The sequence below is a fragment of the Aliirhizobium cellulosilyticum genome, from assembly GCF_014198105.1.
GTDB classification, from domain to species: domain Bacteria; phylum Pseudomonadota; class Alphaproteobacteria; order Rhizobiales; family Rhizobiaceae; genus Neorhizobium; species Neorhizobium cellulosilyticum.
On sequence record NZ_JACIGW010000004.1, the window covers coordinates 14,423 to 37,773 of the forward strand.

Genomic DNA, 23,351 nt, shown 5'->3' on the forward strand with positions numbered 1-23,351 from the left:
TCGCGATGGGACGGAGCAGGCAGCTTGAGGGTTCTTCTGGTTGAAGATGATGCAACGCTTGGAGAAGCGGTGCGCGATCATGTTGCAAGTGGCGATCATGCCGTCGATTGGATGAAGACGATCGACACGGCGACAAGCGCGCTTGCAACGACCAGCTATGGCTTGATCCTGCTTGACCTTCGCCTGCCCGACGGCAGCGGGATTGCTCTTCTGAAGGAATTCCGCGCCCGAGGCGTTACCACGCCGGTGATCATTCTGACGGCGCATGACCAGATATCTGACCGTATCGAAGGCTTGAATAGCGGCGCAGACGACTATCTGGTGAAGCCGTTCAATCTCGGTGAACTGACGGCGCGGATGCTGGCGGTGAGCCGCCGTTACAGCGGCCGGCCGGTGTCTCTGGTGCGCATCGGAGACATAGAAATAGACGCCGCAACCCGCCGAGTGACAGTTGGAGGCGAGGTCATCGATCTGTCCAGCCGCGAATGGGCGGTGCTGGACAGCCTTTCGGCGCGCCCGGGGGCCGTGGTGTCCAAGCCTCAGATCGAGGAAGCCCTTTACGCCTTCGGTTCCGAAATCGAAAGCAACACCGTCGAGGTCTATGTCAGCCGGCTGCGCAAAAAGCTCGGTCGGGATCACATCGCCACGCTGCGCGGTATCGGCTACCGGCTGGGACGCGAACAATGAGCCTCTTCAGCCGGGCGACCGGCCCGTCCATGACCCGGCGGCTGATCCTGTCGCTGACATTTGCCATGACCTTCCTCTGGCTGCTGGCGGTCGGACTAGGCCTGGTGGTGATGGAAGAAGAGCTTGCCGAAATTTTTGACGGCACGCTTCAGGATACCGCAGAACGGCTCGTGCCGCTGGTCGTCGACGATCTCGAACATCGCGGTATGGCGGGCGGCCCTTCCGACAGCGCCCAAAGTGCAGCACCACAACAACTGCAGACAGCCAGCTCGAGCGGAGATCATGAATATCTGATCTACCAGGTACGCGATCCTTCCGGCCGTGTGTTGATCCGATCTCATGACGCGCCCGAACAGGCATTCGAAACACCGTTAAAAGCGGGTTTCTGGAAAGACCCAACCTATCAGTTCTACACCGCGACAAGCGAGGATCGTAAAATCTTCGTTCAGGTTGCAGATGCCTTCGAGAACCGCGAAGAGGCCGTTAGAGAAGGCGCAATCGCTCTGTTTCTTCCTCTGATACTGCTGATTCCGGTCAGTGGGATGATGATCTGGCTGGTGGTTCGCCGGGCTGTGAAACCGGTCAGCGAACTGCGCCGCGAAATCGAGACAAAGGATGGCGGCAATATGGAGCCGATCGATGCGTCCATCCTGCCGCGCGAACTGCAGCCGATCGCAGTTTCCGTCAACCTGCTGATGATGCGGCTCAGAACAGCACTCGATGCCGAGCGGGAGTTCACCTCCAACAGCGCGCACGAGTTGCGCACGCCGATCGCCGGCGCTCTGGCGCAAACGCAGATGCTGATCGCCGAATTGACCGACAGTTCCAGCCGTCATCGTGCAAGCCAGATCGAGGCATCGCTGACACGTCTCAGCCACCTTGCCGAAAAGCTGCTTCAGCTATCGCGTGCCGAGGCGGGTATAGGCATTGCCGACAAACCGGCTGATCTCGGTCGCATATTGGAAATGGTTCTGACCGATTTCTGGCGCGGCATGGCCAAGCCTTCGCGCCTGATATTCCATCGCGCACCCGGTGCGAAGCTGACAGGTCCGTTCAGCGAAGACGCCTTTGCGATTGTCCTGCGAAACCTGATCGAAAATGCGCTGGTACATGGCAGACAGGAAGAACCGGTCGAAGTGTTTCTCGAAGACGGCGGGCCTGTGCGCATCGTCAATGCTGCACCTGCAATGACGGAAGCAGAAATTGCCTCGATCCGCAGGCGCTTCAGCCGCGGCAAGACGGAAGCCGCAGGGTCAGGGCTTGGTCTCTCGATTGTCGAAAGATTGCTCGGGCAGATGAACGGCCATCTCGTGCTGCTATCACCCGCGAGTGGCAGGGATGACGGATTCGAGGCAAGGATCGTTCTGTCGTAAAACGACAAGCGCGACCGGATATTCGGCCGGTCGCGCCATTTTCAGCTCAACATGTGAGGCTGTGATTACTTCTTGATGGCTTCGACGTCGATATCGAGCGCGATTTCCGGACCGATACCGAAATCGGTCATCTTGGTGATACCGAAGTCGACGCCGTTAAACGAACCGGTCGCGGAAAAGCCGGTCTTGATCGTGTTTGCATCCCAAGGCAGCGGGGATTCCGCATTCCAGGTAACGTCGAGAACTACCGGCTTGGACGTGCCGAGCAGGGTCAGGTCACCGGTTACCTTTGCGGTCTTGTCGCCGGTCTTTTCAATCGAGGTGCTCTTGAAGGTGATCTGTGGGAATTCTTCGGCGTTGAGGAAGTCCGGGCTCTTCAGGTGCGTGTTACGCTTCTCGTCATTTGTGTCGATGCTTGCAGCTCCGAGAGCGATTTCAACCGTGCTCTTGGTGACATCATCCTTGTCGAAGGAGATGGTGCCGGAAACAGCCTTGAAAGCGCCGTGGGCCTTTGCCCAGCCGGCATGGCTCGTCTTGAAGCCGACCCACGCATGCGTCGGATCGATTTCATAGCTGTCAGCTGCGAATACCGCACCGGTCATGAACATGCCGGCAAGGGCAGTGGCGAGAATCAGGCGTTTCATGGTTTTTCCTTACATATGTTGATGGTGTTCGTGATGGGATGGTGTCCGGCAAGCCGGATTGGTGAAACTTTGAGCTCAACCGCCGGCAAGCATGGCGACAAGGATGGCAGCGATTGCAGGAATTGCGGTTAGAGCGCCGATGATCAGCGGCTGTAGGAACCGCGCGCGGTTCGCAAAACCGAATTCTCGCCAGTTGAGAACCGCGAAGATGGCGACAGGCAGAACCGAAAGAACAAGCGCAGCCGGCGCAGCGCTCGGCGACAGCAGCACAGTCATCGTAGCGCCCATAGCAGCGGTCCAGATGAAGGAAATTGCTGCAAAGTTCCCAAGAACGAAGGCTGCATCATCGCCTCGGATATAGGAAATGTAGCGAACCAGCAGCCAGCCACCGAACAGGGCGGCCAGCGCGCCGTTCATCTGCGCCATGCCGATATAGCCGCCCATGATCGCGGTGAGCGCCGTTCCGATCGCGGTTGCGAGCAGCGCAGCCGGCAAGGCGGCTGGAGAAGACCGCTTGGCCTGCCGCCCCGACACGGCTGCAATCTCGATCGCGACGATGACGAGCACGATGGCGAGCGTCGTCGCTTTCGTCGCATTGGCCGCGAGAACGTTCTTGCCGAGCCACCATGCTGGAGCTGCAAGCGAGACGACGCCGACCAGCGCCACGATCCATCGGTTCACGAATTGTCGCAACAGAACGCCAAGCACTGCAAAGACAACGCCACCGATAACCAGCAACAAGGGCAGCTTCTGTTTCGCCGCAATCGGCGGGAATGGCGGAAGGCCTTCGATCGAAACGCTCGCGATGGCAGCGGCAACTGGTATCAGCAGTGCCGTCAGCAGAACGGCTCGAGAAGTTGCACCCTTGCCGGCCAGTGCAATCACCGCACCGAGAACAAGCGGCAACAGGACGGAAGTCAGAAGAATTTGGGTCAGCATGCGTATCGATCCCGAATATTTGCCGATTTCAGAGAATGTCTTGAGCGGTTTGCCTAGATCGCAGCTGGTAGCGAAGGCAGCAGATCCGCGAACTCCAGAGCCGGGCCAACGGGTATGATCCCGTTCGGATTAAGGCTTTCGATCGAGTAATAGCCACGTTTGATGTGATCGATGCTGACCGTCTCCGCGATGCCCGGAACGGATAGGATGCGGCGCAGATAGTGGCTGACGTTAGAATAATCCGAGATACGCCGCAGATTGCATTTGAACTGCCCGTGATAGGCGGCGTCAAAGCGCACGAGCGTAACAAAGAGGCGAATATCGGACTCGGTCAGGCGCTCGCCGACCAGGAAGGTCTTCGCCGACAGCAGGCTCTCCAATTCGTCAAGCATGCCGAATACGTCATGAAAAGCCTCTTCATAGGCATCCTGCGTGGTGGCGAAGCCCGCGCGATAAACGCCATTGTTGAGGCGCGGATAGATGCGCTCGTTCAGGGCATCTATCTCATGGCGAAGAGCTTCCGGATAGAGATCGACACTCTCGTCGGCCAGAGATGCGAAACCGCTGTTGAACATCCGCACGATGTCGGCCGATTCATTGTTGACGATCGTGCCTGTCTTCTTGTCCCATAGAACAGGAACCGTCGCGCGGCCGGTAATATGCGGATCCACCCGTGTGTAGAGTTCGTGCATGTAACGGGCGCCGTTCACCGTATCCTCGGTAGAGCCGGGATAGGTGCCGAACTGCCAGCCTTCCTTTGTCAGCGCCGGCTCCACTACCGAGACAGAGATGAGGTCATCGAGCTTCTTGAGCTTGCGGGCGATCAGTGTTCGCGATGCCCAGGGGCAGATCAGTGCGACATAGAGATGATAGCGGCCGGCTTCGGCTGCGAATCCGCCCGTTCCGGTTGACCCGGCCGATCCATCCGGCGTGATCCAGTTCCGAAAGCTGGATGTCTGGCGTACAAAGCCGCCTTTCGCATCCTTGGCCTGTACCGGTTGCCAGTCAGCAGTCCATTTGCCATCTACGAGCACGGTCTTTTCCCAACATAGTTATACCGACGGCGCGAAGCCATCACCGGCCACACTATGCATTCGCTCCAGTAACATGATAATCAACTATCTGAGCATTACAGCTCACACCCATGGAGTGAGACAATCATGCTGGATCGCATCGCCGGAATGGAGGTTTTCGCCAGGATCGCCGCAATCGGCAGCCTGTCCGGAGCCGCAAGAGCGCTCGGCATGTCGCCAACCATGGCCACCAAGCACATGGCAGCGCTCGAAGATCGGCTCGGCGTAAAACTTCTGCATCGCACCACCCGCAAGATAACCCTGAACGAAGCCGGGCGGCGCTATCTGGAAAGTGTCGAGCGTATTCTCTCCGAACTTTCGGAAGCCGATGCAACGGCAGCGGCAGAGCGTATGGAAGTCAGCGGAACGCTTCGCGTCAACGTGCCGGTTTCATTCGGCGTTCGGGAAATCGTACCGTTATTGGCAGAGTTCGCCGAACTGCATCCGGCATTGAGTGTCGATCTGGGTCTGAGCGATCGTACCGTCGATCTCGTCGAAGAAGGTTGGGACATCGCCATCCGTATCGGCAGGATCGAAGACCAGAGCCTGATAGCTCGCAAGATCGCACGCTGTCGCATGCTCGTCGCCGCATCTCCCGCCTATCTTGCGAGGCGACCAATCCCTAGATCGGTATCGGAACTGGGATCGCATAACTGCCTCGGCTACACCCTTTCGAGTTCGGTTGGTCCCGATCGCTGGCGATTTGGTCTCGATGGTTCGATCATCGTTCCGGTTACAGGAAATCTGCATGCCAATAATGGCGACGCGCTTGTCGCCGCCGCCCTTGCAGGTCAGGGCATGATCTATCAGCCGACCTTTCTGGTTGGCGATGAAATCCGCGCCGGCCGGCTGGTATCTGTCACGCTCGACGAGCCTCTCATGGAATTGCCCGGCGTCTTCGCCATCTATGCAAGCAACCGGCGACCGCCGGCAAAGGTGCGCGCCTTCATCGATTTCCTGGCCGGCAAATTCGCACCTGCACCCCGCTGGGATCGCGACCTTCCAACTTCGGCCGAATAGATTTTAAGCAACCGGTAAAACTCGGCAGTTCGGCAGCGGCCGCCTACCAGGCGTTGATGGCGAATGCGTCAAGCGGGATTTTCAGGTAGCTCGTGCCATTGGCTTCGGGAACCGGCATCCGCCCTGCATTCAGATTGATCTGCAGAGCATGCAGCATCAGGCGCGGAAACGGCAAGGTCGCATCCCGTTCCTCGCGCAGTCGGATAAAGGCATCCCGCCCTTCGCCAACATGCGGGTTTTCCGCCTTCTGCAGGCCAACCGTACTTTCCCACAGGGCCTCGCGTCCGCCCGGACGGTAGTCATGCCCGGTGAACAGCCGCGTATCGTCGGGAAGAGCAAGAATCGTTTCGACCGAAGACCACAGGCTTGCAGCGCTGCCGCCGGGAAAATCTGCACGGGCACTGCCGCTATCCGGCATGAACAAAGTATCGTGAATAAAGGCAGCGTCGCCAACAACGTAGGTCACCGATGCCAGCGTGTGGCCCGGCGAATGAATGACCCTACAGACCATGTTACCGATCCGGAAGCTCTCGCCATCAGCGAAAAGACGATCCCACTGCGATCCATCCGTCTTCATTTCCGGCATGTTGTAGATTTTTTGCCAGAGTTTTTGAATATCGACCACTTTGGCGCCGATCGCGGTCGGGGCGCCCGTCTTTGTCTTCAAATAGGTTGCCGCAGAAAAATGATCCGCATGAGGATGCGTATCCAGTATCCATTGCACCGTAAGCTGCTTACCTTCGACATAGGCGAGGATTGCATCTGCGCTCGATGTCTTCGTGCTCCCCGATTTCTCATCGTAATCGAGCACCGGGTCGATGATCGCGCAATCTCTCGTTTCCGGATCGCTCACCACATACTGAATGCTGCCGGTGCGCTCATCGTAGAAACCTTTGACCAGAGGATTGGCGTTCATGACATGAGTTCCGGACGGTTGAAAAAATCAGTTTCGATATGCCTATTCTTTCGACGACTTTTCCATCCGGAACAAGGCCGGCTTATCTACTCTGCTTCTCGTTTTCACTGTCGTCTGGAAGAGCTGTCAGCGCCTTTATACCTTCGATGACTGAGCGGAGATAAACGCGTCATACTGCTGAATGAGGGTCTTCATGGCAGCATCGACGAACCCACGATCGATCCCCGCTGCAAACTCGATCCGGCTTTTCTTGCCATCGGTATGTAGCTGCGCGAAAATCTTTCCCTTGTTGTCCTTCAACAGCACAGGCTCTGCAGGCTGGCGTTTTTCCGGCTGGGAGAGATGATTGAAGAGGAGCTGGAATCGGTCATCGCTTACGGATGACTGGAAATCGGCACCGGATATCTCGGCCATAGCCGAAGCCTGAGCTGCCTTCGAGGAGAGAAGTTCACCAAGTTTCATCCAGCGATCACGGCCAGCCTTCGGAGCTGCGCCAATCGCCCGAATGAGCGTATCCGGCACGGCCTCGACCACCTGCAGCAGCCGCGACAACTCGCTTTTCTGAACCGACAGTGCTTCACCGATCACCTTCCGGTCAAAACCGCCGGCGAGAAGGTTTTTGGCAAACACAGCGCGCTCGATGAAGGAGAGGTTGCGGCGCTCGGCATTTTCCTTGCCCTGAGCCAAAACCAGTTCGTCATCGGACAACGACCGAACGATTGCCTTGACCTCGATCCCGAGGCGCGAAGCAGCGCGAATGCGGCGATGGCCATAGGCTGTCTGGTATCGGCCTGGCTTTTCCGGATGATTGCGCAACAGCACAGGCACCTGCTGTCCGCTCTCTCGCATGCTTTCGATAAGGGTCGCGAGGTCCTCGTCGTCCTGATCGTCCAGCCGCAACCGGTCTTCGACGAAGGAAGAATCGATCTTCTCAGGATGGATCGAGACGACCCGCTCGCCTTCGCTGAGCGCCTGGCGCAGCAGGCGAGCTTCTTCGGCTTCACGGGTCATGGCATTGAGCGAAAGGCCCATGGCCTTTACCGCGCCGGCGGCGCTACGTCCTGTCGGATTGGCCGCGGGAGCAGGCACTTCAATCGCCGGCTTCGGTGCCGATTGCGCCTCGGGCGCAGGTGCAGTGCCGGGCGCAAGTCCGCCTCCAAACAGCGCCTTCAATTCGTTTTTCCGGCTTCCTGCCATGATCTGAAACCTTTCCTTCTGTCCTAGCGGCCCCAGGCCGCGTGGATCAGAGCCTCCACCTCGCTGTTGACGGCGTTCATAGCCTCTACTGCGCGGTCATAGGTTGAACGTGTAAAGTTCTCGCGTCCGACCTCATAAAGGGTCTGCTTGGTCAGACCGGCATCGGAAACCGCGGTGGATTTCAACATCGGCGCGGTCAGAACTCGATCCCCGAAGAGCGAGCGCATGAAACCGACGATCTGCGCCTGAGGCCCGTCATTCGGCTCATAACGGGTCACGAGATACCGCAGGAAATCGAAATTGAGCGTGCCGCCTGCCTCGCGGACAACCGACAGAAGATCAGACGTCATGAAAAGGAATTGATTCATGGACGCGACGTCCAGCATCTGCGGATGCACTGTCACGACAACCGACGTTGATGCACAAAGAGCCGACAAGGTCAGGTAACCGAGTTGCGGCGGGCAATCGATGACAACGACATCGTAATCCTGCTCCACGGTCGTCAGTACGGCCTGAATCCGCGCGAAAAACAGCGGACCGCTATCCTTGCCGCTTTGGCGGTTCGCCAGCGCCTGCGGGGTAACGTGCTCGAATTCCTGCAACTCTATATTCCCGGGAACGAGATCCAGACCCGGAAAATATGTTCCGCGAATGACCTCCGAAAGCGGGCGCTGTTCGTCGTCGTACCGGATGGCGCCATAGAGCGTGTCATTCCCGGTAAGGTCCAATTCCGGCTGGTAACCGAAAAGCGCCGAAAGCGAAGCCTGCGGGTCGAGATCGATCGCAAGCACCCGATGCCCCGTCAGGGCCAGATACTGGGCGAGATGCGCCGCAGAGGTGGTTTTGCCTGAACCACCCTTGAAATTCGTGACAGAGATGACCTGCAGATGCTCGTTCTGCGCCGCATCCCGGCGCGGCAGGTAGGACTTCGCCTTGGCGACATTGCCCTTGGCCACCGCCTGTTCTGCAAGATGACTGCGCAAGGCATTGATGTCCGAGAGCGAGTAGAATCGGCGTCCGCCCGCACCCGTGTCGGGCTGCGGCCCTTCGCCTGCCAGGGACAGCTGGCGCAGATAACCATCGGACACACCAATGAGCTTGGCGGCCTCGCCGGAAGAGAAGCTACGCAGCGTCTTGCTTGCGAGCGGCGGAAAAAGCCGCTCACGCATCGCCTTGAGCTGCTCGGAAAGCGCGCGCGCATCGTTTGCGATGGCCTCGTCGGCAAGCTCTCGCGTTTCCCGCGCGACATCGCCTTTCGAGTTCCGAATTTTTTCAGCCGATCCGGCCATCCTCAAACTCTCCCTGATGCCCACCTACGGGAGCGACATTCACGGTTACGATCAACCGCGAATAAAACTCGTCCCGGCAGTTCAATACGCCTTTTCGTCAAATCTACACCAAACATAGATAGTTACGCCGAATATAAGAAAATTCCGAAAGTGCCGTTACAGGGTGCTTGCATGAGTGATTCGCGTCAAGGAATTTCTACTAAAGGAACAACCGGCGTCGTTTGCCGGAAGAGTACGTATAAAATGATCTGATTCGGTCAATCGCGATTGGAGACAAGCAATGAAGCCTATCTGGGCGGTCGGACTGATGACCGGAACGGTACTCGACGGCAATATCGATGTCGCGCTCATCAAGACGGACGGCGAAAGCGTCGAAACCTTCGGCGCCTACACGCTTGCGCCCTATGCGGAAGATACTCGCCTTTTGCTCGAAGAAACATTGCGTCAGGCGCGAGGCTGGAATTTTGAAGGTCCGGACCCTCTGATTTTCAAAGATGCGGAAGAAGCGCTGACGCGCGCCCAGTCCACCGCCGTTCAGGAGCTTGTCAAAGGCGCCGGACTGACCATGGAGGAGATCGGTGCCGTCGGTTTCCATGGACAGACCGTGCTGCATCGCGCTCCGACCAAGGCGCGCCTGGGCGATACCCGACAGCTCGGCGACGGCCAGATGATGGCCGATGTTCTCGGAACCAAGGTCGTCTACGATTTCCGGACGGCAGATGTCCGAGCCGGCGGTCAGGGCGCTCCTCTGGCAGCCATCTATCACACTGCTCTCCTACGTGAAGTCGATCGCAGCGGCGACACCGCCATCCTCAATCTCGGCGGCGTCGGCAATATTACGTGGTGGGATGGTGAGGATCTGGTGGTCGCTTTCGACACCGGGCCGGCCAATGCGCCGCTCAACGATTTCATCAAGGCGCTTGGTCTTGGAGAGATGGATCGGGACGGCGCGCTTGGTGCATCAGGCACGGTGGACGAAGCGCGGCTCGAACGCCTTCTGCAGCATCCATATCTGACCGCAGCCTATCCCAAATCACTCGACCGGTTCGATTTCACCGCAGCCATGGCGGATGGTTTGAGCGCCGCAGATGGCGCAGCCACTCTCTCCGCCTTCACCGCGTCCGCCGTCGGCAAGGCGCTCGACCTTCTGCCACACAGACCCAGGCGCCTGATCGTCAGCGGCGGCGGGCGGCGCAACCCCACGATCATGGCGATGATCGAAGAGAGGGCAAAGGTTCAGGCAGTTTCAGCCGATGGTTTCGGTTGGCGCGGTGATGCTGTCGAAGCCGAATGTTTTGCATTCCTCGCCGTGCGCACTTTGCGTGGTCTGCCGATCAGCTTCCCGACAACGACCGGCGTTCCGATGGCTCAGACGGGCGGTAAGCTCGCCAATCCCTGAATATTCTACACCAGTTTTTCCGATCCTGCCGGAAACGTGACCGTCGCCAAGAGTAAATCGATTTAAATAGCTTGAGGCCTGCGACACATCGTCCTAGTTATCCTCTCGATTCTAAACCTGCATCGAGAGGCTTACACATGCAGATCGGAATGATGGGACTGGGCCGCATGGGCGGCAACATGGCGCGGCGTCTGATGCGTGCTGGCCATGAATGCGTCGCCTACGACGTCAACGCGGCGGCCGTCGAGGCACTGGTCGGCGAGGGCGCCATCGGCATTTCGTCCATCGAACAGTTCCTTGAAAAATTGACGCCCCCGCGTGCCGTATGGATCATGCTTCCGGCAGCGATCACGCCCGGCATCGTCGACAAGCTGGCAGCCTTCATGCAGCCCGGCGACATGATCATCGACGGCGGCAATTCCAACTACCGTGACGCCGTCGACCAGAGCGCCAAGCTTGCCGAGAAGGGCATTTCCTACATCGATGTCGGCACCAGCGGCGGCGTCTGGGGCCTTGAGCGCGGTTTTTGCCTGATGATCGGCGGCCCGGACGAGGCGGTCAAACATCTCGATCCGATCTTCGCGACACTGGCGCCGGGAGCGGATCTCGATCCCTCCATTCGCCCCGCCGAACGCGGTTATCTGCATTGCGGCCCAAGCGGCGCCGGCCATTTCGTAAAGATGGTTCATAACGGCATCGAATACGGAATGATGCAGGCCTATGCCGAAGGCTTCAACGTGCTGAAACAGGCAAATGTCGGCAACGCCCATCGCGAGGCGGATGCGGAAACGACGCCGCTGCCGGACAAGCAGTATTACCAGTTCGACATGGATATCGAGGCGATCAGCGAAGTCTGGCGCCACGGCAGCGTGATCGGCTCGTGGCTGCTTGATCTGACGGCGGACGCTCTGAAGGTCGATCCGTCGCTCAGCAGCTTCGGCGGGCGCGTTTCGGATTCAGGCGAAGGCCGCTGGACCATGAAGGCCGCGATCGACATGGGCGTTCCCGTGCCGGTTTTGTCTGCCGCCGTGTTCAGCCGTTTCGACAGCCAGGGCAATGCCGAATACGCCAACAAGATGCTGTCGCTGATGCGCAAGTCCTTCGGCGGCCACGTCGAAAAGCCGCATGGCAAGTAGCACTCCAAAACAATTGTTGACAAAATAAACAATTGTCTGCATGGGTTTTTTAAGGAGCCCATGCAATGACCCAGCCGCTTGCACCACAGGAAAGCGCCGTTCTGGCCTTGATCCGCGAAAACCCTTTCGTCGGACAGCAGGAAATTGCCACCGCTCTGGGGTTGGCCCGCTCGACGGTTGCTGCTCATATCGTTCAATTGATGAACAAGGGATATATCCTCGGGCGGGGTTATGTTCTCTCGTCCGAAGTCCGCGCTTTCTGCATCGGCGGCGCCGTGCTGGACCGCAAATATCACGCCCGCACCAAGATCGTGCTGGAAACGTCCAATCCCGTCGAAAGTACCCGTAGCCTCGGCGGCGTCGCGCGCAATGTTGCGGAAAATCTTGCTCGGCTCGGCTCGGCCACCGGCTTTCTATCGATCGTCGGCGACGATGACGGCGGACAGGCCCTGCTCAAATATATGCGCGAAATCGGGATCGACGTCAGTCAGGTCGTGACGACCAACGAACGCCCGACGGCCGAATATGCGGCGATTCTCGATGCAGAAGGCGATCTCGTTCTCGGCATTGCCGACATGAACATATTCGACCTGTTCCAGCCCGATCATATCGAGCGTGCCTGGCCTCATCTCGCAGCCTCGAACTGGGTGTTTGCAGACTGCAATCTTCCCGCCGAAGCGCTTTTGGCGCTGATAGACCGTTGCAAAAATGCGTCCTCTCATCTGGCGATCGATGCGGTGTCGACCCACAAGGTCATGCGCCTGCCGAAAGACCTGAACGGGATAGACCTCCTGTTCATGAATATCGACGAAGCGAACGCCATCCTCGGCCAGACGCACCCGCACACGTCCGAAGGCGCGAAACAGGCCGCGTTGGCGCTGCAGAAGGCAGGCGCCGGCATGGCTGTGGTCAGCGCCGGTGCTCAGGGCATGGCGGTTGCTGGACGGAAAACCGTGGAATTTGTCAGTGCCGTCAGGGCTGTCCCCGTCGACATGACCGGCGCAGGCGACGCGATGATCGCCGCGACGCTTCATCGACTGCTCGAAGGCGACGAGATTTTCGATGCGGCCCGTACCGGCGCGCTTGCCGCCACACTCACCACCGAATGTAATGCCAGCGTGCACCCCGACCTGTCTGCCGAGCTTATCGAAGCCAATCGGCACAGGCTGACGAACTGAAAGGACAAGACGACATGCAACTGCTGAAGCCTAAGCTCAACAAGGAAGTCGCCGACGCGATTGCGAAGGGCGGACCGGTCGTGGCGCTCGAATCCACCATCATCACACATGGCATGCCCTACCCCGCCAATCTCGAAACAGCCAAGGCGGTCGAGGATGTCGTCCGTGCCAACGGCGCCGTCCCGGCAACGATCGCCGTCATCGATGGCGAGCTGCGCGCCGGTATCGACGCCGACGAACTCGAAAAACTCGCCCAGGCCAAGGATGTCGTAAAGGCCTCCGGCCGCGACCTTGCCGTCGCCATGGTACGCAAGCAGACGGCCGGTACGACCGTTTCGGCAACAATGCTGCTGGCTGAACTCGCCGGCATCGAGATTTTTGCCACAGGCGGCGTCGGCGGCGTTCACCGCGGTGCCGAGCAGACCTTTGATATTTCCGCCGACCTGACCGAGCTTGGCCGCACGAAAACCGCCGTCGTCTGCGCCGGCGTCAAGTCGATCCTCGATATCGCCAAGACCCTTGAATATCTGGAAACCCAGCGCGTCCCGGTTATTGCCTATGGAACCGACGAATTCCCGGCCTTCTTCACGCGCAAGAGCGGCTACAAGGCAGATCACAAGCTGGACAGCGCCGCCGAGATCGCCAAGGCGATGTGGCTGCATCACCAGCTCGGCACCGGCACAGGCCTTTTGATCGCCAACCCGATCCCGGAAGCGGCGGCCCTGACGCCAAAATTCATCGACGGCACGATTGCGGATGCGGTTCGCGAAGCCGATGAACGCGGCATCGGCCGCAAGGAACTGACGCCCTTCCTGCTTGCCCGCATTAACGAACTCTCCAAAGGCGAAAGCCTGAAGGCCAATATCGAGCTGGTGAAGAATAACGCGACGCTCGCCGCCAAGATGGCCGTCGCCTATTCGGCCTTCAAGAAGGGCTGACCGAGCAATCCATACGGCTGGGTCTCAACCCAGCCGTATATGTGGAACCTCGCCCCGCTCGGCCGCTTCGACCGCATCTTCATAACCTGCATCGGCATACCGGATAATGCCGAGCGACGTGTCGTTGGTAATCGCCATATCGAGCCGTTCCGCCGCAGCTTCCGTTCCATCGGCCACAATTGTCACCCCGGCGCTGGTCATGTAGCCGGCATAGCCGCCACCGCCCGAATGGATGACGACGAGATCGGCCATGGACGAGCAAAGCGCCATGGCGTTCATCAGCGGCCAGTCGGCTATCGCATCCGACCCATCCTTCATATTCTCGGTCATGATGTTGGGATGCGCCATCGCCCCGGCATCGAGATGGTCACGCGAGAAAGCAATCGGCCCTTTCAGTTCGCCTTTCCCGACCAGTTCGTTGACCGCCAGCGCCAGCTTCGTGCGTTCGCCGTGGCCAAGCCAGGCAATCCGTGCAGGTAGCCCTTCGAAGGGCACGTTTTCGCGCGCAAGCCTGATCCAGTTGGTGACGATATGATTGTCCGGGAATAGCTCCAGAACGAGATCGTCGATACGCGCGATATCGCTCTCTTCACCAGATAGCGCCATCCAACGGAAGGGACCGATTGCGCGGCAGAAAAGCGGCCTCAGATAGGCCTCGGTAAAAATCGGGATATCGAAGGCGTTTTCGACGCCGCACTCTCTGGCTTGGGTGCGAATGAGGTTACCATTATCGAAAACCTCCGCTCCTCTTTCCTGCAGGGTCAGCATGGCGCGGACATGATCGGCGATCGAGGCGCGGCTCGCCGCCATCAGCTGCCCCTGCCCTTCCTTTCGAAGCCGTCGTACTTCCTCGAGGCTCATGCCTTTCGGGACATAGCCATAGACCAGATCATGAGCCGAGGTCTGGTCGGAAACGACATCCGGCACGATCCCGCGCTTGACGATCTGCGGATAGATATCCGCCGCATTACCGACGAGGCCGATCGAGACCGCTCGCTTTTCCTTCACCGCCGCGTCGATCATCGAGAGCGCCGTATCGAGATCGGGCGCGACCTCATCGAGAAAACCGATTGCCTTGCGCTTGGCGACACGTTCGGGATCGATGTCGACGACAAGGATCGCCGCTCCCGCCATGCGACCGGCAAGCGGCTGCGCACCGCCCATGCCGCCCAGCCCGGCAGTCAGCACGAACCGCCCTGCAAGCGTACCGCCGAAGCGCTTTTCGGCGATACGCATGAAGATCTCATAGGTCCCCTGGATCACGCCCTGGCTACCGATATACTGCCAGGCGCCGGCCGTCAGCCCGCCCCAGCAGATCAGCCCCTTTTCCTGCAGCTGGTAGAAATATTCCGCCTTCGCCCATTGGCCGACAATATTGCAGTTCGCCATGATCACCAGCGGCGCCCTGGCATGGGTCTTCAGCAACCCGACCGGCTTGCCGGACTGGATGATCAGCGTCTGATCCTCGTCCATCTCCTTCAAGGTCCTGACGATCGCATCATGCGCCGCCCAGTTGCGCGCGGCTTTCCCTAGCGCCGCATAGACGATGAGATTGTCGGGATCCTCGCCAACGGAGAGAACGTTTTCAAGAAGCCTCAGCAACGCCTCCTGCCGCCAGCCTTTGGCGCGCAGCTTCAGTCCGCCGGGGATCGGAAATTTCGGATGGCGCGGGTTGGGCTTAGACACGGTATTCTCCTCACCCCAATGCGTAATCGGCGATGCTGATCCCGAGCGCCTTCTCGACGATCGGGTAGACTGACGGATCCTTGACGCTCGACGAAAGCGGAATGATCGTCTTCGGCACATGCAGCAGAAACACCGGCATTCCGACCTGCAACTGTCCAACGCTCATTGGCTCGCCTTGTGGCGACAAGGTCGAGATGATGTCCGGAAAAGTTGCGAGCCGGTTGCCGCCGGCATCATCCACCGCCATGTATTCGTTCATCACATGCAGCGTCACGGCCTTGTCGCCGCGACCGACCGTGATCGTGCCGACATCGAAAGCCTCGTTCGTATAGACAACCGATTTTGAGCTGACCTCGCCCTCGGCGATGATCGACCCGCCTGTCGTCTTGACGATCGCGTCAATGATCGCATGCCCTCCCCTGACATCCGTCTTGATGATCGCTTCGCCGAGCTTCAACGCGAGACTGATACCGCCAAGCGCCGCATTGCGGCGAACATAAGAGGCCCGCAGCGGATTGCGGCAGGAGGCGATAAATCCGCCCGACATATCGGAAGCCGTACGCAGGACCGGCGAGACCTTGGCGGTCGCACCGCGAATAACCAGTTCGATGTATCGGTTCTCGGCACGATTACCGCCGACTGCGGTCTGGATCATTTGTTCCGGCGAATTGGCCATGCCGATCGAACCCATGTCGCCGGTCGGATGGGCACGCACGTCACCGACAGCATCGAGCACCTTGGTGCCAAGAATTGCGGACGGAAGCCAACCGTTCAGCGTCGATGACTTGCCGTTCTGGCCGATCATCAGGGCCGAAACCTTTTCTCCCAACGCATCCTGCAGAAGCTGAACGGCCTTGACGTAATCGACGCCCTGCATTTCCCATGCGGTTGTCGACGCCGGCGCGCCAATGGCCGCTGCCGTTGCAACCCAGTCTTCATCATCCAGTTCATCGATCGTAATCAGTTCTGGCTTGCCGATGCTGACCGCGGCATAACCCAGCATGCGGCCATGATCGGACCAGCCGCCGCCGCCGGCCGCATAAACGGAACCTCCGCGAACGGCCGCCTCGACATCCTTCTCCGTCAGTATGCGCCCCATGCCGTCTCCCTATCTTTTATCCAGATCCAGAATTGCCTCGAAAAGAACGGCCGCACCCAGAGTGATCGCATCATTTTCCGACCATTCTTCCGCAGCATGGCTGCGCCCGTCCTTGCTGGCGATGAAGATCATCGCAGCCGGCGCCACCTTTGAAATGAAGGCGGCGTCGTGGCCGGCGCCTGACACCATCGGCCTGCTGGTGGCACCGCTCCGCGCAGCGCTCGATGCCAAAACATCCGTCACCATCCCGGACATAGGCGTCGGGGCCGCATTGGAAACCCTGCGCGGTTCCGCAATCTTCACATTCCGCTTCGCAGCCGTCTGCGCACAAAGCGCAGACAAGGCCGCTACGAATTCATCCATGAGAGCAGGATCGACGGCCCGGGCATCGATTAGCATCCGAACATGGGATGGAATGACATTCGCGGCATTCGGCTCCATCGAAAACTCACCTACGGTGCCTGCGAAATAGCTCGATCCGAGAGCCAACTCCTTGGCGATGCGTTCAATCCCGAGCACTAGGCAGGATGCGGCGCCCAGAGCGTCGTAGCGCGCGTTCATCGGCGTCGTGCCGGCATGGTCCGCGCGGCCTTCGACCAAGATCTCGAACCGGGAAATCCCGGTGATCGCCCCGACGATACCGATATCGATCCCCTCCCGCTCAAGCACGGTCCCCTGCTCGATATGCAATTCCAGAAAGGCCTTGATGTCGTCACGGCCACCGATTTGCGAAGGATCGCCACCGACCTCGCGAATTCCTTCGGCAAGATCGATACGTCTCCCTTCGACCTCGGCGGTACGTTCCAGCCACTCGCTTGGGCGAACCCCGGTCATGCCCCGGCTACCGATGCAGGACACGCCGAAAATCGAGACTTCTTCCGCCAGAAAATCGACGATTTCCAGGTCGTGCTCCAGTTCGATCCCTGCATCGCTGAGCGCGCGCGCCACTTCGAGCGCGGCGATCACGCCAGCGATCCCGTCGAAACGACCGCCATTTGGCACCGTGTCCGTATGTGATCCAAGCATCAGCGTGCCCCCACCCGTCTTTCCGCGACGACGGCCGATCAGGTTACCGGCAGCATCGATATGCGTCTCAAGACCCGCATCACGAAATGCCTTTTCCACATAGGCGCGTCCCTTGAGGAACATCGGCGTGAATGCGCGGCGCGTCCACGGCCTGTCGGGTTCGGTGATATTGGCCAGAGCGTCGATATCCGCCGCGATACGGCCGGCATTGACGACGAGATTGGAAGTCATATGGCATGATCCTGAAATGAAATGCTGGCAGCAGATCGAGCGAAGCATTCGCGCCGGCGCGGCACCTGGCTTCGCTCTCTCCTCGATGAGTATCCAGAGAAGATAGGTTTACGAAACCAGGCAAGGCAAGCTGATTTGATCGGAAATCGGCCTACCGATTGCGGCGATCATCAGCCCCGACGCGACACGTGGGAAAGCCCGATTGAAGCCGTTGACGGCTCCGAAAACATCGGTCATTTGTATAGGCAATAAAAAGAACAGCGATAAAATTCGCTGTCACACGGTGGGAACAGCCGAACTGCGGTCCTTAAGGTAGAACAACGCGGAGAAATCACCAATGCTCAAAAGACAAATGATGAAGGCTGTCGCCGCTGGCGCCCTTCTGCTTGCCACGTCGTTTTCGGCCCATGCTGAAGACGTGCTGGCCAAGGCCAAGGCCGCAGGCGTGTTGAAAGTCGGCACGGAAACAGCATTCGCTCCCTTCGACTTCATCGACGCCGGCGAACACAAGGGCCTGAACGTCGATTTCTTCGAGGCGCTCGGAAAGGACCTTGGCGTCAAGATCGAATGGGTCGAACTGCCGTGGGATAGCGTTCTGCCAAGCCTTGAAGCCGGTAAGTTCGATGTCGTTGCCGGTCCGGCGACCATCACCAAGGCCCGCATTGCGCGTTACCGCATGAGTGCCCCGGTTGCCGAAGCCTCCGTCGCCATCCTGAAGAAGGCCGGCGACACTTCGATCACGAAGCCGGCCGATATTGCCGGCAAGGCCGTCGGCGTCGGCAAGGCGACCGCACAGCTCGCGCAGTTGCAGGAATATTCCGCGACGCTTCCGGAAAAGGTCAACGTTCGCGAATATGTCTCGTTCAACGACGCTTATGCCGACCTCGCCACCGGCCGCGTCGTTGCTGTCGCGAACTCCCTTCCGAACATCGCCTTCGTTGCCAAGCAGCGCAACGGCGCCTTCGAAGTCGTGACCCCGGCTTTCGGTAAGAAGACCTATTTCGGCTTCATCGGTACCAAGGATGACGACCACAAGTCGCTGCTCGATTACATCGACACCGAAATTCTTGCGATGAAGAAGGACGGCCGCCTGGGCAAGCTGCAGGAAAAGTGGTTCGGCACGACGTTCGATACGCCGGACTCGGTGCCTGAGCCGGCATTCTGATCCTCAGTCGATTAGGGGGATGTGCTTAGCGCGTCCCCTGATCCCTCGTTCCTTCCGTTTCGCCCTGCGCACCGCGCCGGCGACCAACGAAGCGTAGCCGATGACGCCAAAACTTTTTACGCTGCTTCTGGAGGCGGCTCTCTCGACCCTTGGCATCAGCCTGGTGTCGATCGCGATCGGGTTCGTGATCGCCATGCTGCTCTCTGCCGCGCTCCTGTCGGGCAAGTCGATCTATATCCTGCCGGCAAGGCTGTTCATCAGCTTTTTCCGCGGCGTGCCGCTGCTGGTCCAGCTGCTGCTTATCTACACGCTGTTGCCAGTGATCGGCATCAATGTTCCCGGCATCGTCGCCGCGATCGTCGGCCTGTCGCTCTGCACGGCTGCCTATCAGGCCGAAAATCTGCGTGGCGGTTTCGCAAGCGTTCCGCCTGGGCTGATTGAAGCCGCCGATGTCGCAGGCTTTACTGGTGCCCAGACATTCATCCGCATCCGCGCGCCCATCGCTCTTAGGCTAACATTTCCAGCACTGGTGAATGAGGCGATCATGATCCTCAAATCCTCCTCGCTCGTGTCGGTGGTGGGGATTATCGAGATCACCAAGATGGCTCAGGATCTTGCCTCCAGCACCTATCAGCCGATCCCGATCTTTGCTTCCGCGGCGCTCATCTATTTCGTCATCAACTCCGCACTCGCGCTTCTTGGCCGCTATGCCGAACGCTCTCTGAAGGGAGCCTCGGCATGATGTTCGATCCGCAAGTCATTATCGAAAAACTGCCGGAAATCGGCAGCGGGCTGTTCGTCACCCTTTGGCTCTGGATCGCCGGCGTGCTCGGCGGGGTCGTGGCAGGCTTCATCGTCGCCACTGCGCGACGCTTCGGCGGCAAGATCGTCAATGCCGTGCTCGGCACGATCGTGGAAGTGCTGCGCGGCACCCCGTTCCTGATCCAGATCTTCCTTCTCTATTACGGCGGTCCGTTCGTCGGCCTGATGCTCGATCCCATCCCCTGCGGGTTGATCGGGCTAACCGTCTATAGCGCGGCCTATTACAGCGAAGTGTTCCGCGCCGGTTATGCTTCAGTTCCGGTCGGCCATGTCGAGGCCGCAGCCTGCCTGGGCATGACGCGGTTCCAGACGATCAGCCGCATCCAGGTGCCGGAAATGGGGCTGATCGTCTTGCCGCCCGCCATCAACCTCGCGATCATCCTGCTCAAGGAGTCCGCCGTCTTGTCGATCATCACGGTGCCGGAACTGACCGCTACTGTCAGCGCCATCGGCTCGCAGCAATACGCCTTCCTCGAAGCGATCTTCATCCTGGCGATCGTCTACTGGATCATCGTTGAACTCACAGACCGGCTCGGCCGCATGGCCGAAAATCGTCTCTCCCGACTGAGGTTTTCGAAAGCATGAGTGTACCAGCCATCGCCATCCGCAAACTTGTCAAGCGGTTCGGAGAAACCACCGTGCTGCAGGACATCGATCTGGAAATCCCGGAAGGCAAGGTTTCCTGCCTCATCGGTCCGTCTGGTTCAGGCAAGAGCACATTGCTGCGCTGCCTCGCTTTTCTGGAAGAAGCAACCAGCGGCATGATCACCATCAACGGAGAGGCCCTGGGCTTTTTCGAGGACGCCAATGGCCGCCGCGAGCGCCTGCCCGCGAACCAGATCCGTGCGGTTCGCACGAAGACAGGCATGGTCTTCCAGCAATTCAATCTCTGGCCGCATATGACCGCGCTCGGCAATGTCAGCGAAGCCCTGAAGCTCGTCCGCAAGGTGCCGAAAGCCGAGGCGGAAGAACGCGCCATGGTGCAGTTGCGCAAGGTCGGGCTGGAAAACCGCGCCGGACATTACCCGTCGCAGCTTTCTGGCGGCCAGCAGCAACGCGTGGCGATTGCCCGGGCGCTCGCGCTGGAACCGAAAATCATGCTGTTCGACGAGCCGACCTCCGCGCTCGACCCGGAATTGACCGGTGAAGTGCTCAACGTCATGCGAGACTTGGCGAGCGAGGGCATGACGATGGTTGTCGTCACCCACGAGATCGGCTTTGCCGCCAGCGTCGGCCAGCAGATCAGCTTTCTCGATCACGGAAGGCTGTTGTTCTCAGGACCGCCAGCGGAAATCTTTGCCAAGCCGCGCCACCCACGACTGGAGCAATTTCTCGACACCTATCTCGATCGCGGCGCCAGCATGCTCGCATGATTGACGCGGATATTACTGCCGACACTATTTCCGAGACGCCGCTTTCGCTTCATCAGCGAATACTTCTCGATATCGAGCAGAATATCCTGACTGGCCGCTGGCAACCCGGCTTCAAGATCGCATCGGAACAGCAACTGGCCTTGCAATACGGCTGTTCGCGCATGACCGTGAACAAGGTCGTGACACAGCTGGCACGCGCCGGGCTGATACAGCGGAAGCGCAAGGTCGGCAGTGTCGTTCTCCCTCAGAAGGCACAAAGCGCAATTCTCGAAATCTACGACATTCGCGAAGAGGTGAAGGCGACAGGTGAAATCTATAGCCACCGGATTCTGAGCCGCACGGTAAGGCCGGCGAACAGTGAAGAGGCCGAACGCCTCGACATTCCGCATAAGAGAGCGATCGCCGATATTACCTGCCTCCACTATGCGGGCACACATCCCTTCTGCCTTGAGCAGCGTCTGATAAATCTGGAAGTCGTGCCGGATGCCAGAGGAGAAACATTCGAAACCCTGTCTCCCGGTCCCTGGCTTCTCGATCATGTGCCATGGAGCGCCGCCGAGCACCGGATTGCGGCCCGCGGCGCCGGCTCCGCGGAAGCTGACTATCTCACCATCCCTATCGGCAGCCCTGTCATGGTTGTCGAGCGTCAGACATGGCGGCTCGATCAGTCGGTGACTTCGGTTCGGCTGACCTATCCCGGCAAAAGCCACACGCTCACCGCCCGCTTCACCCCATCTCAGGCGGGCTGAAACACGAAGACTATCAAGAGGAGTCGAGGAACCATGGCCCGCGAAGACAAGCTGAAACTTGGAACCTTCGTCTATACGTTTGGCTTCAACCCGGCGAGCTGGCTGCATCCTGCAGCCGATGTCAATGGTGCGAACAAAATCGACCACCTGCTTAATGTCGCCCGCATTTCGGAAGAGGCCAAGCTGGACTTCATGTTCGTGGCGGACTCACCGGCCGCCGCCATCGGCGATCCGGAAGCTCTATCCCGCTCGCCGACAAAGATGAACCGGTTCGAACCCCTGACGCTGATCACTGCCCTTGCGGCCATGACGGAGAAGCTCGGATTCGTGGCGACAGCCTCGACCAGCTACTATGAGCCTTACAACATCGCCCGCATATTCTCCTCCATTGATCATCTCAGCGGCGGCCGGGCCTGCTGGAACGTTGTCACCTCCGACCACGACGAAACCGGCTATAACTTCAATCGCGAAGGGCTCGATCCGCATGCGATCCGCTATGAGCGCGGCGAGGAATTCGTCGATGTCGTTTTCGGCCTCTGGGACAGTTTCGAGCCGGACGCCCTGCTGCTCGATCGTCAGAGCGGTGTCTATTACGACAAGGACAAGCTGCACACGCTGAACCACAAGGGCAAGCATTTCCAGGTTCGCGGACCGTTGAATATCGCCTCGACCCCACAAGGGCGACCTGTCATCGCCCAAGCCGGCGGCTCGGAAGCGGGGATGGAGCTTGCTGCCCGAACCTCGGAAATCGTCTTCAGCCTAGCTTCCAGCATCGAGCGCAACGGTTCATTCTATCGCAATGTCAAAAGCCGTATGGCGAAGTATGGCCGCATCGAGGACGACCTGAAGATGATGCCGGGCATTGTCGTCAATGTCGGAGAAACGAAAGCGGAAGCCCAGGCCAAGGTCGATTTCCTGATCGACAACCTTCACCCCGATGTCGGCCGCTGGATGCTGGGCGAATTTCTGGAAACGGATCTTTCCGGAGCCGAACTCGACAAGCCCTTCCCCATGGAACGCCTGCCGCAGCAGCCGAAGGGCTCGAAGGCATTGTTCGAAGAACTGACCGACTTCATCAAACAGGGCCACACGCTGCGCCATCTGATCCACCACTATGCGGAGAAGAGCACCGGCAACGGTATTACCGGCACGCCAAAGGAAATCGCCGATTTCATGGAAGAGTGGTTCGAGGCGCGCGCCGCCGACGGCTTCATTCTGATGTTCCCGACATTGCCGGCAAGCCTGACCGACTTTACCAAACTCGTCTTGCCGGAACTTCGCCGCCGCGGGCTTTTCCGTGAAGAGTACGAGGGCTCAACACTTCGCGAAAATCTCGGCCTTTCAATGTCCGCCAATCGCTACGCTGCTGCCCGCAAGAAGGGCTGAGGAAAGACGTGAGAAAAGGCGCCCG

The 23,351-nt window shown here is 59.1% G+C and carries 22 protein-coding genes; 13 read left to right on the top strand and 9 right to left on the bottom strand.

All coding sequences use genetic code 11. The annotated features are described in order from the left end of the window. Positions 1-24 precede the first annotated feature (24 nt). Together GGE33_RS17315 and GGE33_RS17320 are read left to right on the top strand one after the other, a co-directional pair. Positions 25-687: a response regulator gene (locus GGE33_RS17315; RefSeq protein WP_148145010.1), complete on the top strand. Its 663-nt coding sequence runs from the start codon at positions 25-27 to the stop codon at positions 685-687. After that, positions 684-2,060 (top strand): sensor histidine kinase, encoded by a 1,377-nt coding sequence (locus tag GGE33_RS17320; protein WP_246436237.1) that lies wholly within the window; start codon positions 684-686, stop codon positions 2,058-2,060. The genes GGE33_RS17315 and GGE33_RS17320 overlap by 4 nt, the downstream gene beginning before the upstream one ends. Positions 2,061-2,125: 65 nt before the next feature. On the opposite strand, the gene GGE33_RS17325 is transcribed toward GGE33_RS17320, so the two are convergent. The 3 genes from GGE33_RS17325 to GGE33_RS17335 form a co-directional block, all read right to left on the bottom strand. Further along, a complete protein-coding gene (locus tag GGE33_RS17325; protein ID WP_183825722.1) occupies positions 2,126-2,704 on the bottom strand; it encodes a YceI family protein in 579 nt (192 codons plus the stop codon). Positions 2,705-2,779: 75 nt separating this feature from the next. Beyond that, positions 2,780-3,643, bottom strand: a complete 864-nt coding sequence (locus GGE33_RS17330; RefSeq protein ID WP_183825724.1) for a hypothetical protein — start codon at positions 3,641-3,643, stop codon at positions 2,780-2,782. 53 nt (positions 3,644-3,696) lie between these two features. Beyond that, positions 3,697-4,677, bottom strand: a complete 981-nt coding sequence (locus tag GGE33_RS17335; RefSeq protein WP_183825727.1) for a glutathione S-transferase C-terminal domain-containing protein — start codon at positions 4,675-4,677, stop codon at positions 3,697-3,699. A gap of 126 nt (positions 4,678-4,803) precedes the next feature. On the opposite strand from GGE33_RS17335, the gene GGE33_RS17340 reads away from it, so the two are divergent. Continuing rightward, positions 4,804-5,736, top strand: a complete 933-nt coding sequence (locus tag GGE33_RS17340; RefSeq protein WP_183825730.1) for a LysR family transcriptional regulator — start codon at positions 4,804-4,806, stop codon at positions 5,734-5,736. A 43-nt stretch (positions 5,737-5,779) separates the two neighbouring features. Here the strand turns inward: GGE33_RS17340 and GGE33_RS17345 are convergent, their stop codons facing one another. The 3 genes from GGE33_RS17345 to repA all read right to left on the bottom strand — a co-directional run bounded on the left by GGE33_RS17345 (position 5,780) and on the right by repA (position 9,138). Continuing rightward, positions 5,780-6,652 carry an MBL fold metallo-hydrolase gene (locus tag GGE33_RS17345; protein ID WP_183825733.1) on the bottom strand — a complete coding sequence of 291 codons (873 nt, stop codon included), beginning with the start codon at positions 6,650-6,652 and terminating at the stop codon, positions 5,780-5,782. A 135-nt stretch (positions 6,653-6,787) separates the two neighbouring features. Beyond that, positions 6,788-7,849: a plasmid partitioning protein RepB gene (repB, locus tag GGE33_RS17350; protein WP_183825737.1), complete on the bottom strand. Its 1,062-nt coding sequence runs from the start codon at positions 7,847-7,849 to the stop codon at positions 6,788-6,790. A gap of 23 nt (positions 7,850-7,872) precedes the next feature. Continuing rightward, positions 7,873-9,138: a plasmid partitioning protein RepA gene (gene repA / locus GGE33_RS17355; protein ID WP_183825739.1), complete on the bottom strand. Its 1,266-nt coding sequence runs from the start codon at positions 9,136-9,138 to the stop codon at positions 7,873-7,875. A gap of 280 nt (positions 9,139-9,418) precedes the next feature. Between repA and GGE33_RS17360 the strand changes: the two genes are divergently transcribed. From GGE33_RS17360 to GGE33_RS17375, 4 genes are all read left to right on the top strand, one after another. Further along, positions 9,419-10,537, top strand: a complete 1,119-nt coding sequence (locus tag GGE33_RS17360) for an anhydro-N-acetylmuramic acid kinase (RefSeq protein ID WP_183825741.1) — start codon at positions 9,419-9,421, stop codon at positions 10,535-10,537. Positions 10,538-10,674: 137 nt separating this feature from the next. Further along, positions 10,675-11,673: a phosphogluconate dehydrogenase (NAD(+)-dependent, decarboxylating) gene (gene gnd, locus GGE33_RS17365; protein ID WP_183825744.1), complete on the top strand. Its 999-nt coding sequence runs from the start codon at positions 10,675-10,677 to the stop codon at positions 11,671-11,673. Between the two features lie 65 nt (positions 11,674-11,738). After that, entirely contained in the window at positions 11,739-12,851 is a 1,113-nt protein-coding gene (locus tag GGE33_RS17370; protein ID WP_183825749.1) for a carbohydrate kinase, read from the top strand. Between the two features lie 14 nt (positions 12,852-12,865). Next, a complete protein-coding gene (locus GGE33_RS17375) occupies positions 12,866-13,789 on the top strand; it encodes a pseudouridine-5'-phosphate glycosidase (protein ID WP_183825752.1) in 924 nt (307 codons plus the stop codon). A 24-nt stretch (positions 13,790-13,813) separates the two neighbouring features. Here GGE33_RS17375 and GGE33_RS17380 read toward each other — a convergent pair whose 3' ends face one another. Genes GGE33_RS17380 through GGE33_RS17390 form a run of 3 tightly spaced genes read right to left on the bottom strand, consistent with a single transcriptional unit; the run spans position 13,814 to position 17,831 of the window. Continuing rightward, positions 13,814-15,475, bottom strand: coding sequence for a thiourocanate hydratase (locus GGE33_RS17380; protein ID WP_183825755.1), 1,662 nt, complete (start codon positions 15,473-15,475; stop codon positions 13,814-13,816). A 10-nt stretch (positions 15,476-15,485) separates the two neighbouring features. Continuing rightward, positions 15,486-16,574: a thiohydantoin desulfurase gene (locus GGE33_RS17385; RefSeq protein ID WP_183825759.1), complete on the bottom strand. Its 1,089-nt coding sequence runs from the start codon at positions 16,572-16,574 to the stop codon at positions 15,486-15,488. 9 nt (positions 16,575-16,583) lie between these two features. Continuing rightward, positions 16,584-17,831 (bottom strand): Zn-dependent hydrolase, encoded by a 1,248-nt coding sequence (locus GGE33_RS17390; protein ID WP_183825762.1) that lies wholly within the window; start codon positions 17,829-17,831, stop codon positions 16,584-16,586. Between the two features lie 337 nt (positions 17,832-18,168). Here GGE33_RS17390 and GGE33_RS17395 point away from each other — a divergent pair, with 337 nt between their 5' ends. The 6 genes from GGE33_RS17395 (at position 18,169) to GGE33_RS17420 (ending at position 23,326) form a co-directional block, all read left to right on the top strand. Then, the gene (locus tag GGE33_RS17395) at positions 18,169-18,996 is read left to right on the top strand and encodes a transporter substrate-binding domain-containing protein (RefSeq protein ID WP_183825765.1); all 828 of its coding nucleotides are present in this window, start codon (positions 18,169-18,171) and stop codon (positions 18,994-18,996) included. 100 nt (positions 18,997-19,096) lie between these two features. After that, positions 19,097-19,738 (top strand): amino acid ABC transporter permease, encoded by a 642-nt coding sequence (locus GGE33_RS17400; protein WP_183825769.1) that lies wholly within the window; start codon positions 19,097-19,099, stop codon positions 19,736-19,738. Further along, complete coding sequence (locus GGE33_RS17405; RefSeq protein ID WP_183825772.1) at positions 19,735-20,403, top strand: amino acid ABC transporter permease; 669 nt, start codon at positions 19,735-19,737, stop codon at positions 20,401-20,403. The genes GGE33_RS17400 and GGE33_RS17405 overlap by 4 nt, the downstream gene beginning before the upstream one ends. Next, positions 20,400-21,191 carry an amino acid ABC transporter ATP-binding protein gene (locus GGE33_RS17410; protein WP_148145028.1) on the top strand — a complete coding sequence of 264 codons (792 nt, stop codon included), beginning with the start codon at positions 20,400-20,402 and terminating at the stop codon, positions 21,189-21,191. The genes GGE33_RS17405 and GGE33_RS17410 overlap by 4 nt, the downstream gene beginning before the upstream one ends. Then, the gene (hutC, locus tag GGE33_RS17415) at positions 21,188-21,940 is read left to right on the top strand and encodes a histidine utilization transcriptional repressor HutC (protein WP_183825775.1); all 753 of its coding nucleotides are present in this window, start codon (positions 21,188-21,190) and stop codon (positions 21,938-21,940) included. Before GGE33_RS17410 ends, hutC begins: the two co-directional genes overlap by 4 nt. Before the next feature lie 33 nt (positions 21,941-21,973). Continuing rightward, entirely contained in the window at positions 21,974-23,326 is a 1,353-nt protein-coding gene (locus GGE33_RS17420) for an LLM class flavin-dependent oxidoreductase (protein ID WP_183825778.1), read from the top strand. The last annotated feature ends 25 nt before the right edge of the window (positions 23,327-23,351 follow it).